Origin of the sequence: Enterobacter sp. BNK-34 (assembly GCF_048684445.1) — a bacterium.
Lineage (GTDB): Bacteria > Pseudomonadota > Gammaproteobacteria > Enterobacterales > Enterobacteriaceae > Enterobacter > Enterobacter pseudoroggenkampii.
The window spans coordinates 447,338-473,271 of the sequence record NZ_JBLQUA010000001.1 but is presented as its reverse complement, the minus strand read 5'-3'; the positions used below and the strand labels follow the sequence as shown (position 1 = coordinate 473,271).

Sequence of the window (25,934 nt, the reverse complement as noted above, 5' to 3'; positions counted from 1 at the left end):
GCGCGAGGACGGAGCGGAAAAATGAGCAAAATGTGCAAAGTCTTTTGCGTTAAACGCAATAATCCGTTACCAGCTGACCTTCGCTTCAAAACCACCTTCAGGGGCATTGCTCAGCGAGACGCGCATCCCGTGCAGCGCGGCGATGCGTTTTACGATGGATAATCCCAACCCGCTGCCCGTGGCATCCTGACCCGGCGGACGATAAAAGCGCTCGCCGATGCGCGCCAGCGCGTCCGGTGAAATCCCGGGACCGTTGTCGCGCACGCTAAAGCTACGCGCGTCCAGCGTCACGTCCACCACGCTGCCGTGCGGGCTGTAGCGAATCGCGTTATCCAGCAGGTTGCGCACCAGCAGGCTCAGCAGCAGCGGCTGGCCCGTACGTGTAACCTCTGGTGCATGGATATTCAGGCGAACATCAATGCCCGCCTGCTGCGCCGGATGCCAGATATCCAGCACCGCCGACTGCAGTAGATCGGCAAGCGTTATCGGTTCGACATCGTCCAGGTTGTCCAGCGAGTCCAGACGCGACAGCGTGAGGAGCTGATCCACCAGCCGGGAAGCGCGGTCGATTCCCGCATGCAGCTGCGCCAGCGCTCTTTCCCGCGCCTGCGGATCGTCATGAGAGAGCTGCGCCACGTCAGTTTGCACCTTCAGGGCCGCCAGCGGGCTGCGCAGCTCGTGGGCGGCATCGGACGTGAAGCGGCGCTCGCGGGTCATCATCTCCTGGGTGCGCGCGAAGAGGTGATTCAGCGCGTCGAGCAGGGGACGTACTTCTGTTGGTACGCCCTCCGTCGGCAGGTTATCTGTGGCATCCGGCGAGCGGGAGCGCAAGGTCTGCGCCAGTTTTTTCAGTGGCTTCAACTCCCGACTGAGGAGGAGAACCAGCAGCAGCAACATCACGGGCAGCGCCACCAGCCAGGGGGTCAGCTGTGAGCTGACCACGTCCAGCGCCATATCCTGGCGGTACTCCCACTCCTGACCGACCACCACGCGGTACTTCCTGTCGGGTGAGGTCAGCCACAGGAAACGCCATTCGTCGTTGTCGTCCTGGAGCTGCCCGTTAGCAAACCCGTCGCGGCGATAGTGGTACGGAATATCGCGCCCGTTCTCGCCGTCGTTCAGCAGCATTTTGCCGTCGACAGCGTAAATGGCGAAAGCCAGCGCGTCGTCATCCAGACGACCATGCTTCACTTTTTTGGGGATCTCACGCATGCGTTCGGGGGCGCGGATCTCGTCAAGATCCATCGTCAGCAGCCGTTTGGCAAACAGCATCTGCTGCGTATCGAAGAGCTTATCCAGCTTGTGGGTGGTCTGCTGCCAGGCCACCAGGCTGGCGGCAAACCATGCCGTCAGGGAAAGCGCTAAAAAAAGGAGCGTCAGGCGCAGCTTCAGGCTCAGGCGTTGCGTCAGCTTCATGCGTCACCCAGGATATAGCCGATGCCGTGCACGGTGCGGATAAACTCGCTGCCAAGCTTGCGGCGCAGATGATGAACGTGCACTTCGATGGCGTTGCTGGAGACGTCGTCGTCCCATGTATACAGTTTTTCCTCGATAAGCTTTCGCGGCAGCACCCGACCCGCGTTACGCATTAACAGCTCCAGCAGCGCGAACTCTTTCGGCTTGAGCGTCAGCGGCTCACCGTCCAGCGTGGCGACGAGTCGGGTCGGATCGAGCGTGACCTTACCGTGGCGTAGCTCGCTACGCGTCTGGCCGTGACTGCGGCGGACTAGCGCCTCGAGGCGGGCACCCACTTCAATCAGCGCGAACGGCTTGCAGAGATAATCATCCGCGCCAAGACGCAGCCCTTCCACGCGCTGGTTAAGCGCATCCCGCGCAGTCAGGATCAATACCGGCTCGCTGCGCCCGCTTTCGCGCCACGCGCGCAGGATGTCCAGACCGTCGATTTCCGGCAGCGTCAGATCCAGCACCACGGCATCATAGGGCGCAGAAGCGAGCGCGGCCTGACCGGTTTTACCGTCGGTAAACCAGTCCACGCTAAAGCCCATTTTGCTTAACCCCGCCTTGATACCGTCACCGATTAACCTGTCGTCTTCTACCAGTAAAATGCGCATGTTCCCTCCTTGATGCCGTCAGTAAACCCTCTGTAAGCGCCTGCTGTACAGCAATAATAAATAAATTTTTCCCTTAAGAAGTTGTTAAGGATTACCCTGTTTAATGGACTGCGAAACCAGATTAAAGGGAGAGTTAATATGAAAAAATTCGCTGCTATTGCCGCCATCATGATGATGACCACTGCCCCCGTTTTTGCCGCGCAGGGCGGATTTAACGGCCCGTCTGCCGCACAGACCCAGACCCAAACGCAGGCAGGCGGTTTTGTCGATAATGACGCCAACCTCACTACCGCGGTGAAGGTGAAAGAGATGAAGGACGACAGTTGGGTGAAGCTGCGCGGGAACATCACCCAGCGCCTGTCCGATGACCGCTACACCTTCCGCGATGAGACCGGCACGGTGAACGTGGAAATTGACCACAAGCGCTGGAACGGTGTGACCGTCACCCCTCAGGATAAAGTGGAAATCCAGGGCAAGGTCGATAAAGAGTGGAACGATTTTGAAATCGACGTGAAGCAGGTCATTAAGCTGAACAAATAACCCGGAAAGGGCCGCATAAGCGGCCCTTTTTCTTTGTGACTCAACTCGCCAGATAAGGTAGTATCTGCGGCAATATTGCCTGAAACCCTTCGGTTTCTGAGTTGAGGAATCACACGTAATGAGCGATATGGCAGAGCGCCTCGCGCTACATGAATTCACGGAAAACGCCTACCTGAACTACTCCATGTACGTCATCATGGACAGGGCGTTGCCGTTTATCGGGGATGGCCTGAAGCCCGTTCAGCGCCGCATCGTCTATGCGATGTCCGAGCTTGGGCTGAACGCCACCGCCAAGTTCAAGAAATCCGCCCGTACCGTCGGTGACGTGCTGGGTAAATACCATCCGCACGGCGACAGCGCCTGTTATGAAGCGATGGTGCTGATGGCCCAGCCGTTCTCTTACCGCTACCCGCTGGTGGATGGTCAGGGGAACTGGGGGGCGCCGGACGATCCGAAATCCTTCGCGGCGATGCGTTATACCGAATCCCGTCTGTCTAAATATGCCGAAGTGCTGCTGGGCGAGCTGGGTCAGGGGACCGTTGACTGGGTACCGAACTTCGACGGTACGCTGCAGGAGCCGAAGATGCTGCCTGCGCGTCTGCCGAATATCCTGCTGAACGGCACCACCGGTATTGCGGTCGGTATGGCGACGGACATTCCGCCGCACAACCTGCGTGAAGTGGCGAAAGCCGCCATCACCCTGATTGAGCAGCCGAAAGCCTCGCTCGACGATCTGCTGGATATCGTGCAGGGTCCGGATTTCCCCACCGAAGCCGAAATCATCACCTCGCGCGCGGAAATCCGCAAAATCTACCAGAACGGTCGCGGCTCCGTGCGCATGCGCGCGGTGTGGAATAAAGAGGACGGCGCCGTGGTGATCACCGCGCTGCCGCATCAGGTTTCCGGTGCCAAAGTGCTGGAGCAGATCGCCTCCCAGATGCGCAATAAAAAGCTGCCGATGGTGGACGACCTGCGCGACGAATCTGACCACGAGAACCCGACCCGTCTGGTGATTGTGCCGCGCTCCAACCGCGTGGACATGGAGCAGGTGATGAACCACCTGTTTGCCACCACCGATCTGGAAAAAAGCTACCGCATCAACCTGAACATGATCGGCCTCGACGGGCGCCCGGCGGTGAAAAACCTGCTGGAGATCCTCACCGAATGGCTGACGTTCCGCCGCGATACGGTCCGCCGTCGTCTGAACCATCGTCTGGAGAAAGTGCTTAAGCGCCTGCATATCCTCGAAGGTTTGCTGGTGGCGTTCCTCAATATCGACGAGGTGATTGAAATCATCCGTACCGAGGACGAGCCGAAGCCCGCCCTGATGTCGCGCTTTGGCATCAGCGAAACCCAGGCCGAAGCGATCCTCGAGCTGAAGCTGCGCCATCTCGCCAAACTGGAAGAGATGAAGATCCGCGGCGAGCAGAACGAGCTGGAAAAAGAGCGCGATCAGCTGCAGGCGATCCTCGCGTCCGAACGCAAGATGAACACCCTGCTGAAGAAAGAGCTGCAGGCCGATGCCGACGCGTTTGGCGACGACCGTCGTTCTCCGCTGCACGAGCGCGAAGAAGCGAAGGCGATGAACGAGCACGACATGCAGCCGTCCGAGCCGGTGACCATTGTCCTGTCGCAGAGCGGCTGGGTGCGCAGCGCCAAAGGCCACGATATCGACGCGCCGGGGCTCAGCTACAAAGCGGGCGACAGCTTCAAAGCGGCGGTGAAAGGGAAGAGCAACCAGCCGGTGGCGTTTATCGACTCCACCGGCCGCAGCTACGCCATCGACCCGATCACGCTGCCTTCCGCGCGCGGGCAGGGCGAGCCGCTCACCGGCAAGCTGACGCTGCCGCCGGGGGCGACGGTTGACCATATGCTGATGGAAGCCGATGAGCAGAAGCTGCTGCTGGCGTCCGATGCGGGCTACGGCTTTATCTGTACCTTTAACGACCTGGTTTCCCGCAACCGTGCCGGTAAGGCGCTGATTAGCCTGCCGGACAACGCTCACGTGATGGCGCCGCTGGTGATTGAGAACGAAAGCGACATGCTGCTGGCGATCACCACCGCCGGACGTATGCTGATGTTCCCGGTCAGCGATCTGCCGGAGCTGTCGAAAGGCAAGGGCAACAAGATCATCAACATCCCGTCGGCGGAGGCCGCGAAAGGCGAAGATGGCCTGGCGCACCTCTTCCTCCTGCCGCCGCAGAGCACGCTGACCATTCACGTCGGCAAGCGCAAAATCAAGCTTCGTCCGGAAGAGCTGCAGAAGGTGGTGGGTGAGCGCGGTCGCCGCGGCTCGCTGATGCGCGGTCTGCAGCGCATCGACCGCGTGGAGATTGACTCTCCTGCACGCAGTACCGCGGGTGACAGCGAAGAGTAATGTCGTGATACCCCCCTCTGTCCGGAGGGGGAATTTCAATAAAATTTCCCGTAAAATCGTTGTTAATTCGTGCGTTGCGATTAACAATACGCGCTCGTAATAAAGTCCTTACCTGGCCACAGGTGAAGTATAATTGTCAGCTGTTGGGGCTTCAGAGGTCGCTATGCTATATATTGTTCGTCTTATTCTTACCGTTATCTACTGCATCCTGGTCTGTATTTTCGGCTCTATTTATTGCCTGTTCAGCCCGCGTAATCCGAAGCATGTCGCCACCTTCGGCCATATGTTTGGTCGCCTTGCGCCGCTGTTCGGTCTGAAGGTTGAAAAACGTCTGCCGGAAGGGGCGGAGAATTTCGGTAACGCCATCTATATCGCCAACCATCAGAACAACTACGATATGGTGACGGCCTCTAATATCGTGCTTCCACCGACCGTGACGGTGGGCAAAAAAAGCCTGCTGTGGATCCCGTTTTTTGGTCAGCTGTACTGGCTTACCGGTAACCTGCTGATCGACCGTAATAACCGTGCAAAAGCGCACAGCACCATTGCGGAAGTGGTGAATCATTTTAAAAAGCGCAAAATTTCAATCTGGATGTTCCCGGAAGGGACGCGCAGCCGCGGCCGCGGCCTGCTGCCGTTTAAAACCGGTGCGTTTCATGCCGCAATTGCGGCAGGTGTTCCAATTATTCCTGTGTGCGTTTCCAATACTTCGAATAAGATTAATCTTAACCGCCTGAATAACGGGCTGGTGATTGTCGAAATGCTGCCACCCGTCGATACCAGCAAATACGGTAAAGATCAGGTGCGCGAGCTGGCCGCGCACTGCCGTGATCTGATGGCTGAGCATATTGCGCTGCTCGACAAAGAAGTCGCAGAGAGAGAAGCCGCCGGTAAGATTTAATCCGGCGTTGAAGGGAAAACGAATTCCCGCGTTGTTAGTCGTTTCAGATGGAGCTTATATGTCACTCAGTCGGCGTCAGTTTATTCAGGCTTCGGGGATCGCCCTTTGTGCGGGTGCGATGCCGCTGACAGCCAGCGCCGCCGGGCAGCAACAGCCGCTGCCTATTCCGCCACTCATTGAATCCCGTCGAGGTCAGCCGCTTTTCCTGACGCTGCAGCGCAGCCACTGGTCCTTTACCCAGGGGACGCGTGCACCCGTCTGGGGCATTAACGGACGTTACCTTGGGCCGACCATTCGCGTGTGGAATGGCGATGACGTAAAGCTCATCTACAGTAACCGCACCCCTGAAAATGTCGCCATGACCATCAGCGGCCTGCAGGTGCCTGGCCCGCTGATTGGCGGCGCGGCGCGCATGATGTCCCCCAGCGCCGACTGGGCGCCCGTTCTGCCGATTCGCCAGAGCGCGGCAACCCTGTGGTATCACGCCAACACGCCTAACCGCACGGCGCAGCAGGTCTATAACGGCCTGGCCGGAATGTGGCTGGTGGAAGATGAGGTCAGCAAATCCCTGCCGATCCCGAACCACTACGGCGTGGATGACTTCCCCATTATCATCCAGGACAAACGTCTGGATAATTTCGGTACGCCGGAATACAGCGAACCGGGCAGCGGCGGCTTCGTTGGCGATACGCTGCTGGTAAACGGCGCGCAGAGCCCGTATGTAGAAGTGTCCCGTGGCTGGGTGCGCCTGCGTCTGCTCAACGCGTCTAACTCGCGCCGCTATCAGCTGAAAATGAGCGATGGCCGTCCGCTGCACGTAATTTCCGGCGATCAGGGCTTTTTACCGGCGCCGGTTTCCGTCAAACAGCTGGCGCTCTCGCCGGGTGAACGTCGCGAAGTGCTCATTGATATGACCAATGGGGATGAAGTGTCTGTCACCTGCGGTGAAGCGGCCAGCATTGTTGACCGTATTCGCGGGTTCTTTGAACCGTCGAGCATACTTGTCTCGACCCTGGTGCTGACCCTGCGTCCAACCGGTCTGCTGCCGCTGGTGACCGATAGCCTGCCAATGCGTCTGCTGCCGCAGGAGATCATGAGCGGCTCGCCGGCGCGCAGCCGTGATATCAGCCTGGGCGACGATCCGGGGATCAACGGCGCGCTGTGGGACGTTAACCGCATCGACATCACCGCGCAGCAGGGCACCTGGGAGCGCTGGACGGTTCGCTCGGATATGCCGCAGTCGTTCCATATTGAAGGGGTGTCGTTCCTGATCCGCAACGTCAACGGCGCGATGCCGTTCCCGGAAGATCGCGGCTGGAAAGATACCGTCTGGGTGGACGGCCAGGTGGAACTGCTGGTTTATTACGGCCAGCCTTCGTGGCCGCACTTCCCGTTCCTGTTCCACAGCCAGACGCTGGAGATGATGGACAGGGGGTCGGTAGGGCAGATGCTGATCAATCCGGCACCGTAAATTGTTTTTCTCCCTCTCCCTGTGGGAGAGGGTTGGGGTGAGGGCAACAGCCCGCATAATACCCCTTCATTTCCCACAATGATCCAGCGTATAATCCCCGCCCTTTTGTCTATTTTTTCTTCGGAAGCATTATGAGCGCAATTTCCCTGATCCAGCCGGATCGTGACCTCTTCTCCTGGCCCCAGTACTGGGCGGCCTGCTTTGGACCGGCGCCGTTCCTGCCGATGTCCCGGGAAGAGATGGACCAACTGGGCTGGGACAGCTGCGACATCATTCTGGTCACGGGCGATGCCTATGTTGACCACCCGAGCTTCGGCATGGCCATCTGTGGCCGTATGCTTGAAGCGCAGGGCTTCCGCGTGGGGATCATCTCCCAGCCTGACTGGAACAGCAAAGACGACTTTATGCGTCTGGGTAAACCCAACCTGTTCTTCGGCGTGACCGCAGGCAACATGGACTCGATGATCAACCGCTATACCGCCGACCGTAAGCTGCGTCATGACGACGCCTACACGCCGGATAACGTGGCGGGCAAACGTCCGGACCGCGCGACCCTCGTCTATACCCAGCGCTGCAAAGAAGCCTGGAAAGACGTCCCGGTGATCCTGGGCGGCATCGAGGCGAGCCTGCGCCGTACCGCGCACTATGATTACTGGTCTGATACCGTGCGCCGCTCGGTGCTGGTGGATTCCAAAGCCGACATGCTGATTTACGGTAACGGCGAGCGTCCGCTGGTAGAAGTGGCGCACCGTCTGTCGCAGGGCGAGCCGGTGAGCAGCATCCGTGACGTGCGCAATACCGCCATCATGGTGAAAGAGGCGCTGCCGGGCTGGCGCGGTGTGGATTCCCGCATCATTGATATGCCGGGCAAAATCGACCCGATCCCACACCCGTACGGTGAAGATCTTCCGTGTGCCGATAACAAGCCGGTTGAGCCGAAAAAAGCGGAAGCGAAGGCTATCGTCGTGCAGCCGCCGCGCCCGAAACCGTGGGAAAAGACCTACGTGCTGCTGCCGTCCTACGAGAAGGTGAAAGCCGACAAGGTGCTCTACGCGCACGCGTCCCGTATTCTGCACCATGAAACCAACCCGGGCTGCGCCCGCGCGCTGATGCAGAAGCACGGCGAGCGCTTTATCTGGATCAACCCGCCGGCCATCCCGCTCTCCACCGAAGAGATGGACAGCGTCTTTGCGCTGCCGTACAAGCGCGTGCCGCACCCGGCGTACGGCAACGCCCGCATCCCGGCGTATGAGATGATCCGCTTCTCGATCAACATCATGCGCGGCTGCTTCGGCGGATGCTCCTTCTGCTCCATTACCGAGCACGAAGGGCGTATTATTCAGAGCCGTTCGGAAGAGTCGATTATCAATGAGATCGAAGCGATTCGCGACACGGTGCCGGGCTTTACCGGCGTGATTTCTGACCTTGGTGGCCCAACCGCCAACATGTACATGCTGCGCTGCAAGTCGCCGCGCGCGGAGCAAACCTGTCGTCGCCTCTCCTGCGTCTATCCGAGCATTTGCGAGCACATGGACACCAACCACGAGCCGACGATCAACCTCTACCGCCGCGCGCGTGACCTGAAGGGCATCAAGAAGATCCTCATCGCGTCCGGGGTACGTTACGACATCGCCGTGGAAGATCCGCGCTATATCAAAGAGCTGGCGACGCACCACGTCGGCGGCTATCTGAAGATTGCGCCGGAGCATACCGAAGAAGGCCCGCTGTCGAAGATGATGAAGCCGGGCATGGGCAGCTACGATCGCTTTAAAGAGCTGTTCGACACCTACTCGAAGCAGGCGGGCAAAGAGCAGTATCTGATCCCGTACTTCATCTCCGCCCACCCGGGCACGCGCGATGAGGACATGGTGAACCTGGCCCTGTGGCTGAAGCAGCGTCGCTTCCGTCTGGATCAGGTGCAGAACTTCTATCCATCACCGCTCGCCAACTCGACGACCATGTATTACACCGGCAAGAACCCGCTGAGTAAGATTGGCTATAAGAGTGAAGAGGTGGTGGTGCCGAAAGGGGATAAACAGCGTCGTCTGCACAAGGCGCTGCTGCGTTACCACGATCCGAAAAACTGGCCGCTGATCCGCCAGGCGCTGGAAGAGATGGGTAAAAAACATCTGATCGGCTCGCGCCGCGACTGCCTGGTACCGGCCCCGACGCTGGAGGAGATGCGCGAAGCGCGTCGCCAGAACCGCAATACGCGCCCGGCGCTGACCAAGCACACGCCAATTGTGCATCAGCGTTCGAACGGTGGGGCGGGAACGAAGAAGAACGTAAAACGTAAGATCGGTTAAACCTGTAACAATGCCCGGTAGCGCTGCGCTTACCGGGCCTACAGGTCAGCGCGTAGGCCGGGTAAGTCCCGCCACCCGGCTTTTTTCTGCATAAGGGTAGGAGGCCCAAAATGAAAATAAGGAAGTTAACAGGAACGATGCTGATTGGCCTGACGTTATGCGGTTGTGTAATGCACCGCCAGACACAGCCAGAAGTGGAAGGACGTCTAATCGACAGCGCAGGTAAGCCAGTCTCTGGCGCTAAAATAACATTAGAGAGGGAGCAAACGCTTTCTGACGACAACGGTCGTTTTGCTTTTCAGAGCCAGCATGAGTGGATCTTTTTTCTGCCAATAGGTCCGATGGACTGGATTTATCACACCCCGCTCCAGATAAGTGTCAACGGAAAGGAATATGATGTAGAAGCAGGCGGCGGTCTCGGTGGGCCACATAAACTTGAAGGGAAAGTGTATAACGTTATTTGCACATTGCCTGACCTTCCCGGAGAAGCGAGATGTCAGTCCGGTTTATAGATTAAAACGAGCCCGGCGGAAGACCGGGCTCGTTTTAGGTATTACCCGCCAAACTGATCCGGGTCCGGCCCAAGCCGCTTACCCTTATCCAGCTTCGCAATCTCACCCAGCTCGTCTTTGTCCAGACGGAAATCCCAGACGTCGAAGTTCTCGGCGATGCGCGACGGCGTGACTGATTTCGGTATCACCACCAGGCCGTTGTCCAGATGCCAGCGAATGACGATCTGCGCCGGGCTTTTGCCGTATTTATCCGCCAGTTCGCGGATAATTTTTTGATCGAACACGCCCTGGCCACCCTGCGCCAGCGGGCTCCAGGACTCGGTTTGGATTTTATGCGTGGCGTTCCAGGCGTGAAGCTGACGCTGCTGCAGCAGCGGGTGCAGCTCGATCTGGTTAATGACAGGCGCGACGCCCGTCTCGTCAATCAGCCGCTGCAGGTGATGAACCTGGAAATTACAGACGCCGATGCTTTTCACCAGCCCCTCTTTCTGCAGTTCAATCATCCCTTTCCAGGCATCAACGTAGTGATCGATAGCCGGAACCGGCCAGTGCATCAGCCAGAGATCGACGAAGTCGAGCTGGAGTTTTTCCAGGCTCTCTTCCAGGGCTTCGCGGGGACGTTTTTGGTCGTCGTTCCAGAGTTTAGTGGTGATGAACAACTCATCGCGAGGGACACCGGCGCTGGCCAGTGCGGTACCCACGCCGTCCTCGTTTTTGTACGCGGCGGCAGTGTCAATCGACCGGTAGCCGACTTCCAGGGCTTTATGAATGGCGGAGACGACCTCGTCGTTACCGGCTTTCCATACACCTAGCCCCAACTGGGGCATCACGTTGCCGTCCTGCAGCTTGATTACGGTTTGGTTTGCCATTTTTCCTCCTTCAGGTGCGCATCGCCGGAGGGTTCCTCCGGCGATGGGGTGTGCATTAAGTCTGGACGAAATGTCAAAAAACGAAAGTCGGGGGGACAAAAACGCTTAGCGTGCCGCCTCGTAAATACGACGGCTGACGTCCAGCGTGATGTCGCCGTGCTCGCCCAGATGGGTCATACCGTGCTCTTCGAGTTTCGCCAGCAGGGCAGGGATAGAGCTGCCGTCCAGGCCGTAGCCAGACAGACGCGTTGGCACGCCCAGACCTTCAAAGAAGCTGCGGGTCGCTTCGATGGCGGCATCAATACGCGCATCGTCAGAACCCTCGGTGATGTTCCACACGCGTTCAGCGTACTGCAGCAGCTTGGCGCGTTTGGTGTCGCGTTTTTCGTTCCACAGGGCAGGCAGCACAACGGCCAGCGTCTGAGCGTGGTCCAGACCGTGCATTGCCGTCAGCTCGTGGCCCAGCATGTGGGTTGCCCAGTCCTGCGGCACGCCAGCCCCGATCAGGCCGTTTAGCGCCTGCGTGGCGGCCCACATTACGTTGGCGCGAACGTCGTAGTTTTCCGGCTCTTTCAGCGCTTTCGGACCTTCTTCGACGAGCGTCAGCAGAATGCCTTCCGCGAAGCGATCCTGAATTTTGGCATTTACCGGATACGTGACGTACTGCTCAACGGTATGAACAAAGGCGTCGACCACGCCGTTCGCTACCTGACGCGCAGGCAGGGTGTAGGTGTAAACCGGGTCCAGAATGGCGAACACAGGCTGAACGTGTTCGTTCATGAATGCTTGTTTGTCACCGGTGGTTTTACGGGAGATCACCGCGCCCTTGTTGGATTCAGAACCGGTGGCCGGAAGGGTCAGCACGGAGCCCATCGGGATAGCGCTTTTGATGTCGCTGCCGCGGGTTTCCAGAATGTGCCATGGATCGATGCCGTCAGCGTAGTGCGCTGCCGCCGCGATGAATTTGGTACCGTCCAGCACGGAGCCGCCGCCGACCGCCAGCAGGAAGGTGATGTTTTCTTCGCGGGCGATTTTCACCGCGTTCATCAGCGTTTCGTAAGACGGGTTTGGCTCGATGCCGCCGAACTCACGCACGTCCAGACCGTCCAGCGCGCTGTAAACCTGATCCAATACGCCGGTTTTTTTCACGCTGCCGCCACCGTAGGTGATCAGCACGCGGGCGTCAGCAGGGATCTGCGCGCGCAGATCGGCGATAGCGTCTTTACCAAACAGAATGCGGGTTGGGGTGTGAAGATTAAAGTTGTTCATTGCTCGTTCCCTTTAGTGGGTGAAAAACCGTGGTGGCGCAGAGGGCGACCTGATGCTGCTCATTGTGGCCGCCCGGGGCTACGCCCTCAATGCACATTCCTGCCGATGTCTTGCCCATTTCTACAGAGCGCTGGAGAAAGCGCGGAAAACAACGCACACTGTCAACGTCGAAAACCGCACCCGGAGTAACGCAAGATGAACCGTGAGGCTATCTGCCAGCAGCTCACTGCGCAGATTAAAAGACTGATAGATAACGAAAATGGCGTCAGTGGCCTGCTTCCTGACATTCGCCTGCTTTATGGCACGCAGCCAGGGACGCGCACGCCGGTCATGTATCAGCCGGGCATCGTTTTTCTCTTCTCGGGCCATAAAATTGGCTATATCAACGAGCGCGTGTTCCGCTACGACACCAACGAATATCTGCTTCTGACGGTACCTTTACCCTTCGAATGTGAAACCTTCGCGACAGAGGCGGTTCCGCTGGCCGGTATTCGCGTCAACGTCGATATTCTTCAGCTGCAGGAGCTGCTGATGGAGATAGGTGAAGACGAGTTCTTCCAGCCTTCGATGGCGTCAAGCGGGATTAACTCGGCGACGCTGTCGGAAGAGATCCTCTGCGCCATTGAGCGTCTGCTGGACGTGATGGAGAGGCCGCTGGACGCGCGCATTCTGGGCAAGCAGATTATCCGCGAAATTCTCTACCACGTGCTGCTGGGCCCGGGGGGCGGAGCGTTACTGGCCCTGGTGAGCCGACAGACCCACTTCAGCCTGATAAGCCGCGTGCTCAAGCGTATCGAGAGCCAGTACACCGAAAACCTCAGCGTCGACCAGCTGGCGGCGGAAGCGAACATGAGCGTCTCGGCGTTTCACCATAATTTTAAATCGGTGACCAGCACCTCGCCGCTGCAGTACCTCAAAACCTACCGGCTGCATAAGGCGCGGATGCTGATGATCCACGACGGCATGAAGGCCAGCGCGGCGGCGATGCGGGTGGGCTACGAAAGTGCGTCGCAGTTCAGTCGGGAGTTTAAGCGCTATTTCGGCGTTACGCCGGGAGAGGATGCGTCACGTATAAGAACGATGCAGGGAGTCTGACGAAAAACGTAGGCCGGGTAAGCGATAGCGCCACCCGGCTTTGTTGAATTATGCGCTGCAGTACTTCTTCTTAATCACCACCGCGATAGTCCCCACCAGACCCGCCACCAGCAGGAACATCGGCAGCACCATCAGGAAGGTCATCACCTGATCTTCGTGGTGTTTCACGAAGGGGATCATATTCAGCGCGTAGCCGAGCGTCGTCACCACGCCAACCCACAGCAGGGCGCTCAGCCAGTTGAAGAACTGGAAGCGGCGGTTCGACAGGCCGGAAATGCCCGCCATCGTCGGCAGAAGGGTGCGAACGAACGCCAGGAAACGCCCCGCCAGCAGCGCCAGCAGGCCGTGCCGGTCAAACATGCAGGTCGCACGCTGATGATATTTATGCGGCAGCTGCGCCAGCCAGCTTTTGACGACGCGCGTGTTCCCCAGCCAGCGGCCCTGCAGATAGCTCAGCCAGCAGCCCAGGCTGGCTGCGGAGGTAAGGATAACCATCGTTGGCGTGAAGTCCATGACGCCTTTACCGATTAACGCCCCGGCAAGTAAAAGCAGGCTGTCACCGGGTAAAAACGAGGCTGGCAGTAATCCATTTTCCAGAAACAGAGTTGCGAACATCACGAAATAGACGATACCGACGACGTGAGGATCCGCCAGCGCGGCAAAATCGTGGTGCCAGAGCGCCGCGATAATATCTTGAATAACAGCCATGGACTTTCCTGTGGAACAGCAGATATAGCGCTATTGTACTCCCTTATTCGTCCGTCGGGTTTGATCCCGGGCGCAACTCATGCAGACTTTTCCGCTTGCGGTGTCCACAAAAGCGTCCAGGGAGTACATTTTCAGCCTGCACTCTACACGATACGCTCGAACCCTGCTGCTAAATCCGCAATCAGATCGTCAACATTTTCTAAACCGATATGCAGTCGAATCAGGGTACCGCTGAAGTCCACGTCGCCACCGGGGCGCAGGGCCGCAATTTGTTCCGGCTGGTTAGCCAGGATGAGGGATTCAAAACCGCCCCACGAGTAGGCCATGCTGAAGAGGGTAAAATTATCCAGATAGCTTGCCAGTTCGTCGTTATTCAGCCGTTTTTTCAGCACAAACGAGAACAACCCGCTGCTGCCTGTAAAGTCACGCTGCCAGAACTCATGGCCTTTACTGCCGGGTAGCGCGGGGTGATTCACGCGCTCAACCTGCGGATGCTGTGCCAGCCACTCGGCAACTCTCAGGCTGCTTTCATGGTGCTGACGCAGGCGAACCCCCAGCGTGCGGATGCCCCGGCTGGTCATGTAGGCCGTGTCGGCATCCACCATTTGCCCCATCAGGTAGGCGTTTTCACGCAGCTGATCCCAGCAGCGCGCGTTGGAGACCGCCGTGCCGATCATGCCGTCAGAGTGGCCAATCAGGTACTTCGTCGCCGCCTGAATCGAGATATCAATGTCGAATTCCAGCGCTTTGAACAGCACGCCTGCCGCCCAGGTGTTGTCGATCATAACGATCGCCTCTGGCGCTTTGCTGCGCACGGCCTTCACGATAGCCGGCACGTCGTGAACTTCCATGGTGAGCGACCCCGGCGATTCCAGGAACACAATGCGCGTGTTGGGCTGAATAAGTTCGGCAATACCTTCACCAATCAGCGGGTCGAACCAGCCGGTGGTCACGCCGAGCTTGCTGAGAATTTTGGTACAGAAGTCCTGGCTGGGTTCGTAGGCGGTGTTGGTCATCAGGATGTGATCGCCCTGTTCCACGAACGCCAGAATGGTGTTGGCGACCGCAGCCGCTCCGCACGGGAACAGCGCGCAGCCTGCGCCGCCTTCCAGCTCGCACATCGCCTCCTGCAGAGAAAAATGGGTTAGCGTGCCGCGACGGCCATAAAACAGGCCGCCTTTCGCGCGGTTGCGCGTGGCGATTTTTTTCTCCTCAACGGTATCAAACACCAGCGAGGAGGCGCGTTGAATCACGCTGTTGACCGATCCCTGAGTATATTTTTTGCTGCGTCCTGCCTGTACCAGCGTGGTATCAAGATGCTTCTTTGTCATGTTCGCTAACCCTGTTTTTATACGTCTGGACGTCCAGACTACCACGATTGGAAAAAACTGCACCCGCAGGCTTATCGAATAAGCAGAAAATATTAGCAAAAAAACGCATAAGAAATTTTTACTGCGTAAGCGCAAGGAAAGTGAACGAAAATTGCGGCACTATGCAAATACTAATGAGAACTACTATCAATTCGACGACGTTTTGATATTATTACGTTCAGATTTTGTGATTTGCGTCCTGGAGATACAGAGTGGGTAATAATTTGATGCAGGCGGATCTCTCCGTTTGGGGCATGTATCAGCATGCTGACATCGTGGTTAAGATTGTGATGATCGGCCTGATTCTGGCGTCCGTTGTCACCTGGGCTATCTTCTTCAGCAAGAGCGCCGAGCTGCTTTCGCAGAAGCGTCGTCTCAAGCGGGAACAGCAGCAGCTGGCTGAAGCCCGCTCTCTGGATCAGGCTTCAGACATGACCTCATCCTTCCACGCGAAAAGCCTTACCACCCTGTTAGTGAATGAAGCGCAGAACGAGCTGGAACTCTCCGCGGGCAGTGAAGATAACGAAGGCATCAAAGAACGTACCGGTTTCCGCCTGGAGCGTCGCGTGGCGGCCGTTGGCCGACACATGGGGCGCGGCAATGGTTATCTGGCGACCATCGGGGCGATCTCACCGTTTATCGGCCTTTTCGGTACGGTCTGGGGCATCATGAACAGCTTTATCGGTATCGCGCAGACCCAAACCACCAACCTGGCGGTTGTGGCCCCGGGTATCGCAGAAGCGCTGCTGGCGACGGCGATTGGTCTGGTCGCGGCGATTCCGGCGGTGGTTATCTATAACATCTTCGCGCGTATGATTGGCAGCTACAAAGCCACGCTGGGTGACGTTGCCGCGCAGGTTCTGCTGCTGCAAAGTCGCGATCTCGACCTGAATGCCAGCTCGGTTAAGCCGGTGCACGCGGCGTCCAAACTGCGCGTGGGTTGATAGTATGGCGATGCGTCTAAACGAAAATCTGGACGATAACGGCGAAATGCATGAGATCAACGTGACGCCGTTTATCGACGTTATGCTGGTTCTGCTGATTATCTTCATGGTGGCTGCGCCGCTGGCGACGGTGGATGTGAAGGTAAATCTGCCTGCCTCATCCAGCCAGCCCCAGCCGCGCCCGGAGAAGCCTATCTACCTGTCGGTGAAGGCGGATAAATCCATGTTCCTCGGCAATGACCCGGTGACGGCCGACTCTGTCATCCCGGCCCTGGATCAGCTTACGGGCGGTAAGAAAGACACCACGGTCTTCTTCCGTGCGGATAAAACCGTTGATTATGAAACCATGATGAAGGTAATGGACACGCTGCATCAGGCGGGTTACCTGAAGATTGGGCTGGTCGGCGAAGAAAAAGCGGCCAAAAAATAGAACGAAAGCTGGCGAAAGCCAGCTTTTTTGTTTTCTGCCACGCAACATCGTTATTATTTTCTGCTGTATATCCCCATTCTTCATATTTCCTTATCAATAAAGCAATAATTAATAATCCATTGATAGTTAAGTAAATATCAGTATTCGGCTGAGCCATTAAAATATATCGTTGGCTGAAATGGCGTCGTGGAATATCCCCACTACGCTTAAAAAAGATAATAAAAACAAACCTTCTTCGAAGGATCTTTTCACCTGCACAGCAAGAGACTCCCTATGGCTACGATGACATGGCTGTATCCGCACGCGCCTCAAAACGATCTGTTTTCGCTTTCTGCCATTCGACGACGCGCCGACAGGCTAATACTGGTGCTCATCTGGTCGCTGTGGGCCATCTCGCTGGGGGTGGGCTATATCAACGAGAATATCGTGCAGGGGGCGATTATTGGCACCTCTCTGGTCTGTTTATCGACGCTGCTGACGCTGTTGTTTCCCGGCGCGCTGTTGCTCCGCCTGAGCTCTGCGTTTGTGCTAATGGCATTTTCCGCGCTGCTGATTCATCTGGGCGAAGGCGAAACTGAATACCATTTCTCGGTTTTCGTCCTGCTCTCCGCGCTGCTTGCCTGGCGAGACTGGCGACCTCTGGTGATGGGGGCGGCGGTCATCGCGTTACATCATCTGGTGTTTAACTATCTGCAGGAAAATGACCTTTACGGCGTCGTGGTGTTCATGCACACCGGCTTTCATATGGTGGTTTTCCACGGGCTGTTTGTGGTGGTCCAGACCGCAATTCTGGTTCTGCTGGCGATACGAATGGAGCAGGACGCCCGCTCGGCGAGCGAGGTGGCAAGGCTGGCGGGGGTGATCAACCGTGAACCGGGGTACCTCACGCTGGCCGTCGATGCGGTCCCCGCAGAGTCTTCCTTTGCCCGCACGTTCAGCCTGACGTTGGGCACCATGCGCGCCACGCTTGAGCAGGTCAGCGCCAATATTGGGCAACTGCTGGAGGCATCCCGCGCGTTAGGACAGCGCAACAGCGCGCTGTCGGAACGTACCGATCACCAGGCAAGTTCGCTGGCGACGGCGGCCAGTGCGATGGAACAACTGAGGGCTGTCGCCACCCTGACCAGTGAAAAAGCAAGCCAGGTCAGGGAGGTGGCGTTCAGCACCAGTAACGTGGCGGAGCAGGGGGGCCATAACGTACGGCAGGCGATTGCGGCGATGGAGCACATTCGCGAGGAGTCGCAGCGCATTTACGCCATTCTGGAGCTGATCGACGGGATTGCGTTCCAGACCAATATTCTGTCGCTCAACGCCTCGGTCGAGGCTGCCAGAGCGGGCGAAAATGGCAAAGGCTTCGCAGTGGTTGCCTCGGAAGTGCGTGTGTTGGCCCAGCGCAGCGAGGGGGCTGCAAAAGATATCCGCCAGCTTCTGACCGCATCGCAGGCAACCACGCTGCAGGGCGTCGAGCAGGTTGAGCAGGCGGGTATGACAATGAAGTCGATCATTGAGAGTATCGAAGGGCTTCGCTCTCTGCTGGAGGAGCTGTCGCAGATGAGCGAGCAGCAGCGGGCGAGCATTGCGCAGATGAACGACAGCATTGCCAGCATCGATGCCAGCGTGCAGGAGAACGTGCGTCACGTAGCGCAAACAGTGCAGGTGGCTGAAGCGCAGCGCCAGCAGACGGGTCAGTTAAAAGAGGCGATTGCCGTATTCAGATTTAATTAGCGTTGCGGTTCGGAGGGGGCGCTGGCACCAGACGCCAGCGCGTCTTCATCAAGCGCAACGCAGGTGACGTTTGATGTACGGTACTCACCGTCTGACAGCTTGCGCGTCAGGCGCAGGGTGGCGATTTCTCTGGCAAGCAGATACTGGTAATTGGCCTCGAGGCGACCCAGAAGCTTCTCTTTCAGCTCTGGCCGCTGTTCCATGATGGTGTTCATCACGGCACCGTAAATTTCTTCTTTGACCTGTAGCGGATAAATTTCACGGCGATTCTGCCATTTCAGCCGCACCAGCGTTGCCGGGATCGATACCAGGTCCTGGGTAATACGCGTCATCTCGTCATTTTTTGTGTTTCGCAGCGCATCGAGATTTTGCTTTAAGATAAATTCATCACTTTTCTTATCATCTAAAGTCAAATAAACGTCGTTGTTTTTAACTTCCTTCACGTTAATCCTCCCCAAGGCTATAAAAAATTGGGTTGTTTTTTTCGCGCGTAATTAAGTTAAGCCAAATTTCATTGCCCGCTTTGTTAATTTCTTCGGTTTTCTCGGCCAATATTTGACTTAGTTTCTGGGCATCTATTTCACCCTCGGCCTGCAGGTCATTCAGCAGGTGGACAAAGGCTTCAATTTTTATGGCGCGAAATAAGCGGTCTTTTATATGGCGATCGTGCTCTTCCAGCAACATATTTCGGGATTTGCCAGTTCGGGAAACACCAATTAATATATCGGGCTCGAAATCAGAGAGCTTTCTTTTCCCCTGAGTGAAACTGGCCTCTTTTTCTGCTTCCGTCGGTTGCTGTTCCACAGGCGTGATGTGGTACTTAGCCGGGACGAGATAGTCGGGCAGCATTTTCAATTTCCTTTAATTTCAACAGGGTGGGGTTGGTAAAGGCGTGAGATTCGTTGACAATATCATGAGGCAAATTTAAAATCAAAAAAAATGGAGCCTACCCATGAACAGCATCTTTTTTACGGTCATCACATTACTATTACTGACCGCTGGTGTTCTTTTATTGATGCAGGAGTTCAATAAAACGAAAGTGTCGAAAGACACCAGTGAACCCCCGCAACCTGAACTGATGACAAAAGAGGAAGGTGAAGACCATTTCTCTGTATTGATGAACTCCGTTACGCCGGTCTGGTACTGGCGGGTGAACCACGAATATATCGACTTTTTACACGCGACAATTAAGCGCATGAAAATGTCGGAAATTAATGATACGCCCGGACTGTTTGAGGCGCAGCGTCGCTGTAGCGACCTGAATTCAGCCGTGTATAAATATTATGACAATATCAAAAAGCGCTGCCTTAACGGCGAGAAGGTCTCTTATTCCGATCTGGACGTATTAAATTTGCGGCAGTGTTTTCGCGAGTTCAGTCTGGAAGCCTATCCTGAGCTGGTGGCGCTTGTCTGGCCGGAGTACGCCCGTCCCGAGGTTAACCCGGACAACGTCTGAGTGGCGTACTGTTGAGTTATTGCAAACAGTCAGCGCCGTTGAGATATACTGGGCGCTGGTTTCTTTTGCAAACAGGACTTTATGGAACGCTTTTTTGAAAATGCCATGTACGCCTCTCGCTGGATACTGGCCCCCGTCTATTTTGGCCTTTCGCTGGCGCTTGTCGCGCTGACGATTAAGTTCTTTCAGGAAATCCTGCATGTTCTGCCGAACATTTTTTCCATTGCCGAAGCGGATTTGATTCTGGTTCTGCTGTCGCTGGTGGATATGACCCTGGTGGGCGGGCTGCTGGTGATGGTGATGTTCTCCGGCTACGAGAATTTTGTCTCCCAGCTTGATATCGACGAGCGTAAAGAGAAGCTCAGCTGGCTGGGCAAAATGGATGCGTCATCGCTGAAGAATAAAGTGGCCGCGTCGATTGTGGCGATCTCCTCTATCCACCTGCTACGCGTGTTTATGGACGCGAAGAACGTGCCGGATAACAAACTGATGTGGTACGTCATTATCCACCTGACGTTTGTGCTCTCTGCGTTTGTGATGGGGTATCTGGATAAGATCAGTAAGAAGTAATTCCCCCTCACCCTAACCCTCTCCCACAGGGAGAGGGCCGGGGTGAGGGCATCAGACCGCACTATTTATCCGACGACGCCTGCCACAGATTCAACTCCCCATCCGCAACATGCTGGTCAATCCGCTTGAGTTCGTCCTCCGTAAAGCGCAGGTTTTCCAGCGCCTGAACATTCTCTTCCAGCTGTTCCGGGCGGCTTGCGCCAATCAGCACGGACGTCACGCGCGCATCTTTCAGCAGCCAGCTTAGCGCCATCTGCGCCATGGTCTGACCGCGCGCCTGCGCCATTTCACTCAGTAAACGCAGGCTGTTCAGGTTGGCTTCGGTCAGCATTTTTTCGTTCAGACCACGGACTTTCTTGCCTTCACGCTGCATGCGTGAATCTTCAGGAATACCGTTCAGGTATTTTCCGGTCAGCAAACCCTGCGCCAGCGGGGTAAAGGCGATACACCCCGTACCGTTTGCTTCCAGCGCATCCAGCAAACCGGTCTTATCGACCCAGCGGTTGAGCAGGTTATAGGACGGCTGGTGGATCAGCAGGGGGATCTTCCACTCGCGCAGCAGCTCGGCCATTTTTTGTGTGCGCCCGGTTGAGTAGGAGGAAATGCCCACATACAGCGCTTTTCCACTCTGTACGGCGTGGGCCAGCGCGGCGGCCGTCTCTTCCATCGGCGTGTTTTCATCCACGCGGTGGGAATAGAAAATATCCACATACTCGACGCCCAGACGCTTCAGGCTCTGATCGAGGCTGGCGAGCAGATATTTGCGTGAACCGCCCGAGCCGTACGGCCCTGGCCACATGTCGTAACCCGCCTTGGTGGAGATAATCAGCTCGTCGCGGTACGCGGCGAAGTCCTCCCGCAACAGGCGGCCGAAATTCTCTTCCGCGCTACCCGCCGGAGGTCCGTAGTTATTGGCGAGATCGAAATGGGTGATGCCGAGGTCGAAGGCTTTGCGCAGCAGCGCGCGCTGGGCATCAAGAGGCTGAACGTGGCCGAAGCTGTGCCACAGTCCCAGCGACAGCGCAGGAAGGCGCAGACCGCTCTTTCCACAGTAGCGGTACTGCATATGTTCATAGCGGGTAGCGTCAGGGAACCAGGACATGATGTCTCCTTTTCTTATCGATAATTTTTTGAAACGTCGTTTTCATTCTGAACTTATCACATCACTATGCGCGAAGATAATGGTTAACGGCGGCTGTGCGACCAGTGAAGCCACGCTAATTAAAAATGATCACAAAACGTTATAATTTCCCTCGTTCCTGCCGATAACGAGAGTAGTACTCGCCTCTGGGCGAACTCACCCTCACGGCAAGGAAGACTTATGAATATGCTCCGTAATTTCACGATCCGTTTCGTCATGCTGGCGATTCTCGGGATCTTTTGTTTAATGTGGGCGGGTGTTGGACTGTACAGCACCTGGTCCCTGTCTCGCGTTACAGATGGCAACGAGGTGGACCGCCAGCTGGTCAAACAGATGACGGTGCTCAGTCAGGGCAACGATCAGTATTTCCGCTTTGTGACCCGTCTGAGCCGAGCGATGGAAGTCAAAGCTGCAGGCGGCACGCCGGATCTGGCCTCTGCCCAGCAGGCGCTGGATAACATGGGCAAGAAGCTGGCTGAAATGAAAGCCATTTCCCCTGGCCCGATGGATGAGCAGATCTCTTCCCGGGTGATCGGCACCTGGCAGGCGCTGCTTGAACAGGGCGTGACGCCGCAAATGCAGCAGGCGAAGCTGGGCGCGCTGGACGGCTACCGTCAGCAGGCCAACAACGTCACCCCACCGCTGAGCCGCGCGTTCGGCGCGGCGGCTGAAGAGTTCAACAATGCTGCCGCGAAGTCGCTCGACAGCACCCGCGTGGTGGTGGACGGCCTGACCAGCATGACCCGCACGGTGATTATCGTTGCCACGATAATCGGCCTGCTGATCCTGCTCTTTACCGACCGCTACCTGGTGGCGATGCTGGTCAAACCGCTGGATCGCATTCGCCAGCAGTTCCGCCAGATTGCCCAGGGCGATCTCAGCCAGCCCATTGAGCCGTTCGGCCGCAACTGCGTGGGACAGCTGGTACCGCTGCTGAGCGCCATGCAGGACAGCCTGCGCGAAGCGGTCAGCACGATCCGCTCCGGCAGTGAGAATATCTGGCGCGGCGCAACGGAGATCTCCAGCGGTAACAACGATCTCTCGTCCCGTACCGAAGAGCAGGCGGCCGCACTGGAAGAGACGGCCGCCAGCATGGAACAGCTGACCGCCACGGTGAAGCTGAACGCGGAAAGCGCGCGTCAGGCAAGCCAGCTGGCCGATGTGGCCTCTACCACTGCCAGCCGCGGCGGCTCGCTGGTGGAAGAGGTGGTGACCACCATGAGCGGGATTTCGGAAAGCTCGAAGAAAATTGCTGAAATCACCAACGTCATTAACAGCATTGCCTTCCAGACCAATATTCTGGCACTCAATGCGGCGGTTGAAGCGGCGCGCGCGGGCGAACAGGGCCGTGGTTTCGCGGTAGTCGCAGGCGAAGTCCGCAACCTGGCAAGCCGCAGCGCCAACGCGGCCAAAGAGATTGAGGGGCTGATTACCGACTCCGTTTCCCGCGTCGAGCAGGGGGCGAAGCTGGTGGGCGACACCGGCACCACTATGGATGCGATTTTGCGTGACGTGACGGAAGTGACGACCATTATGAAGCAAATAGCCTCTGCCTCTGAGGAGCAAAGCAAGGGCATTTCGCAGGTCGGGGTTGCCATTACCCAGATGGACGGCGTTACCCAGCAAAACGCCTCGCTGGTTGAAGAGGTTTCCGCGGCGGCGGCGGCGCTGGAGCGCCAGACCGAAGATCTTCAGCGCTCGGTGCAGAAGTTCCGCCTGACGGCATAACGCAGCGCTGCAAGGCCGCCTTGTGCGGCCTTGCATTATTAACGTCTTCCCCTCCAGCTCGCGCTGAAACTGCTATTCTTTTGCTAATCCCCTGACGTTCTGGGCTCTCTTCTATGAGGTGTTGCTATGAACAGATCGTTATCTGTCATCCCTGTTCTCTCTTTCATTTTTCTGATGCTGTTTTCGGTTTTTGCCAGTGCGACCCAGCAGGCGCAGGAACGGCGCGTGGCGCGTGATGTCAGGCAGGAAACCCGCGATGCGTCACGGCAGGTGAAGCAGACCTGCGTGGCAAACAATAACCAGAGTAATCACGACTGCCGCCAGGACAAGCGCCAGATGAAACAGTCCGGACGGCAAAAAGCGCGGGATATTAAGTATTAACATAACAGGTGAGGCGGCATGCAAGCGTATTTCTTGCCGCCTTTTTAAAAAACGTAAGTCAATATTTTTTAAATATTAAAGTATTTGCTTGTAACAATATATTTGGCATTTTCTGCACATTCCAGAACATGAAAATTAATATTGTCTTAAGATTCAGTCGACATAATGAATTATCTTCTTGATACCGGAAATAATTCAATTTATGAAAAACCGTATTATTTTATTTGCTGCCCTGGCAGGTTTTGCTGTGTTCAATACAGCTATGGCCCAGAGCGTCACGGTCGATGTCCCTGCCGGGTATAAGGTCGTGATTGTTCCGCAGTCAGCCACGGTTCCTGAGGCGGTAAGCGTTGCGCCTGCACCTGCACAAACAACGTATGCCGCCCCTGCACCGGTCTATCATCCGCGTGCACGTCATGTGGCGAGCGTGGCGGAAGGGATGGTGATTGAGCATCAGTATGACGATCACCATTGATGTATTCCGGGTGACATTTCTGACCATAAGTTGAGGGCAAATAGTCGTGATTGGGTGCAGGGAGTTATTACTGAACAGTCATGAGGCCGGGCACGCGCTGCGACACCCGGCGAAATCTATTAGTGCGTCGCTTCACCAATCAGCGCGCCCGTTCCCGCGCCAACGGCTGCACCTTTCAGCACGCTCTTGCCGGTAACCGCTGCGGCACCTGCGCCCACGGCAGCACCTACCGCACCACCTTTACGCGCGGCTTTACCTTTGTCGCCGTTTTTGAACATGGCACCGGTGCCTGCGCCAACAACGGCACCGCCAACGGTCGATTTCAGATCTTTGCCCGTGGCCGCACCAATGGCAGCACCTGCTACCGCGCCAGCGGCGGTTTTGTCGATGGCCATTCCCGAGGTGGAAAAAATGAGGGCGCTGATAACCAGCGTTGTTTTAATAAGTTTCATAACAGATCCTTTGTGACTGCTGTCGGTTGATACGTTGCTTCTCACTCTGAGGTGAGAAAAACGCACAGATAGTGCCAGCAATACCGGCTCAACCTTTAGGCTAATCATGCCCTGAGCAAGGATCTCTGTGGCCGGGCGGCGATCCGCCCGGCTAGTCGTCACGCCTGACGTTTGTCTTCTGTATTGGTCTCGAAGTCGCTCGCCGCGTGGCGTTCGTGGAGCTGCTCGTTCAGCTCGCCGCTGGTGCGGTTAACGATGCGTCCGCGCTTAACGGCATGGCGGTTCGCCACGTCTTTCGCCCAGCGCTGCACGTTGGTGTACTTTTCTGCGTCGAGGAACTCGGCGGCGTTATACACGCTGCCCAGCGCCACGCAGCCGAACCATGGCCAGATAGCGATATCCGCGATGGTGTACTCCTCACCCGCCACGTAGCGGCCGCGCGCCAGCTGTTTATCCAGCACGTCGAACAGGCGTTTGGCTTCCATGGTGAAGCGGTCAATCGCGTACTCAATTTTCACCGGCGCGTAGTTGTAGAAGTGGCCAAAACCGCCGCCGAGGAACGGCGCCGCGCCCTGGAGCCAGAACAGCCAGTTCAGCGTTTCGGTGCGTCCCGCCGGATCCTTCGGCAGGAAGTGGCCGAACTTCTCCGCCAGATAGAGCAGAATATTGCCGGACTCAAATACGCGCGTTGGCGGGTTCGTGGAGTGGTCACGAAGCGCCGGTATTTTCGAGTTCGGGTTCACCTCAACGAAGCCGCTGGAGAACTGATCGCCCTCGCCGATGCGGATCAACCACGCGTCGTACTCCGCGCCCGTCACGCCCAGCGCCAGCAGCTCTTCGAGCATGATCGTCACTTTCTGGCCGTTCGGCGTACCGAGAGAGTAAAGCTGCAGCGGGTGCGAACCTACGGGCAAATCCTTCTCATGCGTTGCGCCGGAGATCGGGCGGTTAATATTGGCGAACGCGCCGCCGTTGTTCTTTTTCCATTCCCACACTTTTGGTGGCTGATACGTGTTGTCTGACATGTTGGCCTGCCTTTTGAGTGATGTGTTGAGGCAGTGTAGCAGGAGATTTGTGAAGCGTTTAACCAACTGAGCGTAATCGATCTGCCGCTATTCCTTCCGGCGCTTATATATATCAAA

General features: G+C 56.8%; 26 protein-coding genes. 15 read left to right on the top strand and 11 right to left on the bottom strand.

Annotation, left to right across the window (positions count from 1 at the left end):
- Window positions 1-66: 66 nt before the first annotated feature.
- On the bottom strand, window positions 67-1,416 hold the full coding sequence (qseC, locus tag ACMGG5_RS02390) for a quorum sensing histidine kinase QseC (protein ID WP_420277449.1): 1,350 nt from the start codon (window positions 1,414-1,416) through the stop codon (window positions 67-69).
- Window positions 1,413-2,072, bottom strand: coding sequence for a quorum sensing response regulator transcription factor QseB (gene qseB / locus ACMGG5_RS02385; protein ID WP_061714467.1), 660 nt, complete (start codon window positions 2,070-2,072; stop codon window positions 1,413-1,415). Before qseB ends, qseC begins: the two co-directional genes overlap by 4 nt.
- Before the next feature lie 138 nt (window positions 2,073-2,210).
- Between qseB and ACMGG5_RS02380 the strand changes: the two genes are divergently transcribed.
- The 6 genes from ACMGG5_RS02380 (at window position 2,211) to ACMGG5_RS02355 (ending at window position 10,179) form a co-directional block, all read left to right on the top strand.
- The gene (locus ACMGG5_RS02380; protein ID WP_023344926.1) at window positions 2,211-2,612 is read left to right on the top strand and encodes a YgiW/YdeI family stress tolerance OB fold protein; all 402 of its coding nucleotides are present in this window, start codon (window positions 2,211-2,213) and stop codon (window positions 2,610-2,612) included.
- Window positions 2,613-2,730: 118 nt separating this feature from the next.
- Window positions 2,731-4,989: a DNA topoisomerase IV subunit A gene (gene parC / locus ACMGG5_RS02375; RefSeq protein WP_032650247.1), complete on the top strand. Its 2,259-nt coding sequence runs from the start codon at window positions 2,731-2,733 to the stop codon at window positions 4,987-4,989.
- A 163-nt stretch (window positions 4,990-5,152) separates the two neighbouring features.
- Window positions 5,153-5,890, top strand: a complete 738-nt coding sequence (plsC, locus tag ACMGG5_RS02370; RefSeq protein ID WP_024906505.1) for a 1-acylglycerol-3-phosphate O-acyltransferase — start codon at window positions 5,153-5,155, stop codon at window positions 5,888-5,890.
- Window positions 5,891-5,948: 58 nt separating this feature from the next.
- Window positions 5,949-7,361 (top strand): cell division protein FtsP, encoded by a 1,413-nt coding sequence (ftsP, locus tag ACMGG5_RS02365; protein ID WP_148769372.1) that lies wholly within the window; start codon window positions 5,949-5,951, stop codon window positions 7,359-7,361.
- A gap of 131 nt (window positions 7,362-7,492) precedes the next feature.
- On the top strand, window positions 7,493-9,667 hold the full coding sequence (locus tag ACMGG5_RS02360) for a YgiQ family radical SAM protein (protein WP_032650245.1): 2,175 nt from the start codon (window positions 7,493-7,495) through the stop codon (window positions 9,665-9,667).
- 110 nt (window positions 9,668-9,777) lie between these two features.
- Window positions 9,778-10,179 (top strand): carboxypeptidase-like regulatory domain-containing protein, encoded by a 402-nt coding sequence (locus tag ACMGG5_RS02355; protein WP_267215607.1) that lies wholly within the window; start codon window positions 9,778-9,780, stop codon window positions 10,177-10,179.
- A 41-nt stretch (window positions 10,180-10,220) separates the two neighbouring features.
- Here ACMGG5_RS02355 and dkgA read toward each other — a convergent pair whose 3' ends face one another.
- A complete protein-coding gene (dkgA, locus tag ACMGG5_RS02350) occupies window positions 10,221-11,048 on the bottom strand; it encodes a 2,5-didehydrogluconate reductase DkgA (RefSeq protein ID WP_048990483.1) in 828 nt (275 codons plus the stop codon).
- A gap of 105 nt (window positions 11,049-11,153) precedes the next feature.
- The gene (yqhD, locus tag ACMGG5_RS02345) at window positions 11,154-12,317 is read right to left on the bottom strand and encodes an alcohol dehydrogenase (RefSeq protein ID WP_024906510.1); all 1,164 of its coding nucleotides are present in this window, start codon (window positions 12,315-12,317) and stop codon (window positions 11,154-11,156) included.
- A gap of 195 nt (window positions 12,318-12,512) precedes the next feature.
- Here yqhD and ACMGG5_RS02340 point away from each other — a divergent pair, with 195 nt between their 5' ends.
- On the top strand, window positions 12,513-13,412 hold the full coding sequence (locus ACMGG5_RS02340) for an AraC family transcriptional regulator (RefSeq protein ID WP_032650243.1): 900 nt from the start codon (window positions 12,513-12,515) through the stop codon (window positions 13,410-13,412).
- Window positions 13,413-13,460: 48 nt separating this feature from the next.
- Here the strand turns inward: ACMGG5_RS02340 and yghB are convergent, their stop codons facing one another.
- Both yghB and metC read right to left on the bottom strand, forming a co-directional pair.
- Complete coding sequence (gene yghB, locus ACMGG5_RS02335; RefSeq protein ID WP_024906512.1) at window positions 13,461-14,120, bottom strand: DedA family general envelope maintenance protein YghB; 660 nt, start codon at window positions 14,118-14,120, stop codon at window positions 13,461-13,463.
- Between the two features lie 143 nt (window positions 14,121-14,263).
- A complete protein-coding gene (gene metC, locus ACMGG5_RS02330; RefSeq protein WP_420277445.1) occupies window positions 14,264-15,451 on the bottom strand; it encodes a cystathionine beta-lyase in 1,188 nt (395 codons plus the stop codon).
- Between the two features lie 251 nt (window positions 15,452-15,702).
- Between metC and exbB the strand changes: the two genes are divergently transcribed.
- The 3 genes from exbB (at window position 15,703) to ACMGG5_RS02315 (ending at window position 18,589) form a co-directional block, all read left to right on the top strand.
- Window positions 15,703-16,434 (top strand): tol-pal system-associated acyl-CoA thioesterase, encoded by a 732-nt coding sequence (gene exbB, locus ACMGG5_RS02325; protein WP_024906514.1) that lies wholly within the window; start codon window positions 15,703-15,705, stop codon window positions 16,432-16,434.
- Between the two features lie 4 nt (window positions 16,435-16,438).
- Window positions 16,439-16,864 (top strand): TonB system transport protein ExbD, encoded by a 426-nt coding sequence (exbD, locus tag ACMGG5_RS02320; protein WP_024906515.1) that lies wholly within the window; start codon window positions 16,439-16,441, stop codon window positions 16,862-16,864.
- Between the two features lie 273 nt (window positions 16,865-17,137).
- Entirely contained in the window at window positions 17,138-18,589 is a 1,452-nt protein-coding gene (locus ACMGG5_RS02315; protein WP_420277444.1) for a methyl-accepting chemotaxis protein, read from the top strand.
- Here the strand turns inward: ACMGG5_RS02315 and ACMGG5_RS02310 are convergent.
- Both ACMGG5_RS02310 and ACMGG5_RS02305 read right to left on the bottom strand, forming a co-directional pair.
- Window positions 18,586-19,032, bottom strand: a complete 447-nt coding sequence (locus ACMGG5_RS02310; protein ID WP_420277443.1) for a cytoplasmic protein — start codon at window positions 19,030-19,032, stop codon at window positions 18,586-18,588. The two genes, ACMGG5_RS02315 and ACMGG5_RS02310, sit on opposite strands and share 4 nt — an antisense overlap.
- Window position 19,033: 1 nt before the next feature.
- The gene (locus ACMGG5_RS02305; RefSeq protein ID WP_048990472.1) at window positions 19,034-19,438 is read right to left on the bottom strand and encodes a hypothetical protein; all 405 of its coding nucleotides are present in this window, start codon (window positions 19,436-19,438) and stop codon (window positions 19,034-19,036) included.
- Window positions 19,439-19,541: 103 nt separating this feature from the next.
- Here ACMGG5_RS02305 and ACMGG5_RS02300 point away from each other — a divergent pair, with 103 nt between their 5' ends.
- Window positions 19,542-20,045 (top strand): ESA_00282 family adhesion-associated protein, encoded by a 504-nt coding sequence (locus ACMGG5_RS02300; RefSeq protein WP_023309170.1) that lies wholly within the window; start codon window positions 19,542-19,544, stop codon window positions 20,043-20,045.
- Between the two features lie 81 nt (window positions 20,046-20,126).
- Complete coding sequence (locus ACMGG5_RS02295) at window positions 20,127-20,615, top strand: TIGR00645 family protein (RefSeq protein WP_023333400.1); 489 nt, start codon at window positions 20,127-20,129, stop codon at window positions 20,613-20,615.
- 61 nt (window positions 20,616-20,676) lie between these two features.
- Here the strand turns inward: ACMGG5_RS02295 and ACMGG5_RS02290 are convergent, their stop codons facing one another.
- Complete coding sequence (locus tag ACMGG5_RS02290) at window positions 20,677-21,717, bottom strand: aldo/keto reductase (RefSeq protein WP_420277442.1); 1,041 nt, start codon at window positions 21,715-21,717, stop codon at window positions 20,677-20,679.
- 219 nt (window positions 21,718-21,936) lie between these two features.
- On the opposite strand from ACMGG5_RS02290, the gene ACMGG5_RS02285 reads away from it, so the two are divergent.
- The 3 genes from ACMGG5_RS02285 (at window position 21,937) to ACMGG5_RS02275 (ending at window position 24,340) form a co-directional block, all read left to right on the top strand.
- Window positions 21,937-23,484: a methyl-accepting chemotaxis protein gene (locus tag ACMGG5_RS02285; RefSeq protein WP_024906520.1), complete on the top strand. Its 1,548-nt coding sequence runs from the start codon at window positions 21,937-21,939 to the stop codon at window positions 23,482-23,484.
- Window positions 23,485-23,610: 126 nt separating this feature from the next.
- On the top strand, window positions 23,611-23,865 hold the full coding sequence (locus ACMGG5_RS02280; RefSeq protein WP_024906521.1) for a hypothetical protein: 255 nt from the start codon (window positions 23,611-23,613) through the stop codon (window positions 23,863-23,865).
- A gap of 202 nt (window positions 23,866-24,067) precedes the next feature.
- Complete coding sequence (locus ACMGG5_RS02275; protein WP_024906522.1) at window positions 24,068-24,340, top strand: hypothetical protein; 273 nt, start codon at window positions 24,068-24,070, stop codon at window positions 24,338-24,340.
- A gap of 119 nt (window positions 24,341-24,459) precedes the next feature.
- On the opposite strand, the gene ACMGG5_RS02270 is transcribed toward ACMGG5_RS02275, so the two are convergent.
- Both ACMGG5_RS02270 and yghU read right to left on the bottom strand, forming a co-directional pair.
- A complete protein-coding gene (locus ACMGG5_RS02270; protein WP_008499797.1) occupies window positions 24,460-24,792 on the bottom strand; it encodes a glycine zipper domain-containing protein in 333 nt (110 codons plus the stop codon).
- A gap of 158 nt (window positions 24,793-24,950) precedes the next feature.
- On the bottom strand, window positions 24,951-25,817 hold the full coding sequence (gene yghU, locus ACMGG5_RS02265) for a glutathione-dependent disulfide-bond oxidoreductase (RefSeq protein ID WP_008499796.1): 867 nt from the start codon (window positions 25,815-25,817) through the stop codon (window positions 24,951-24,953).
- Window positions 25,818-25,934: the final 117 nt, after the last annotated feature.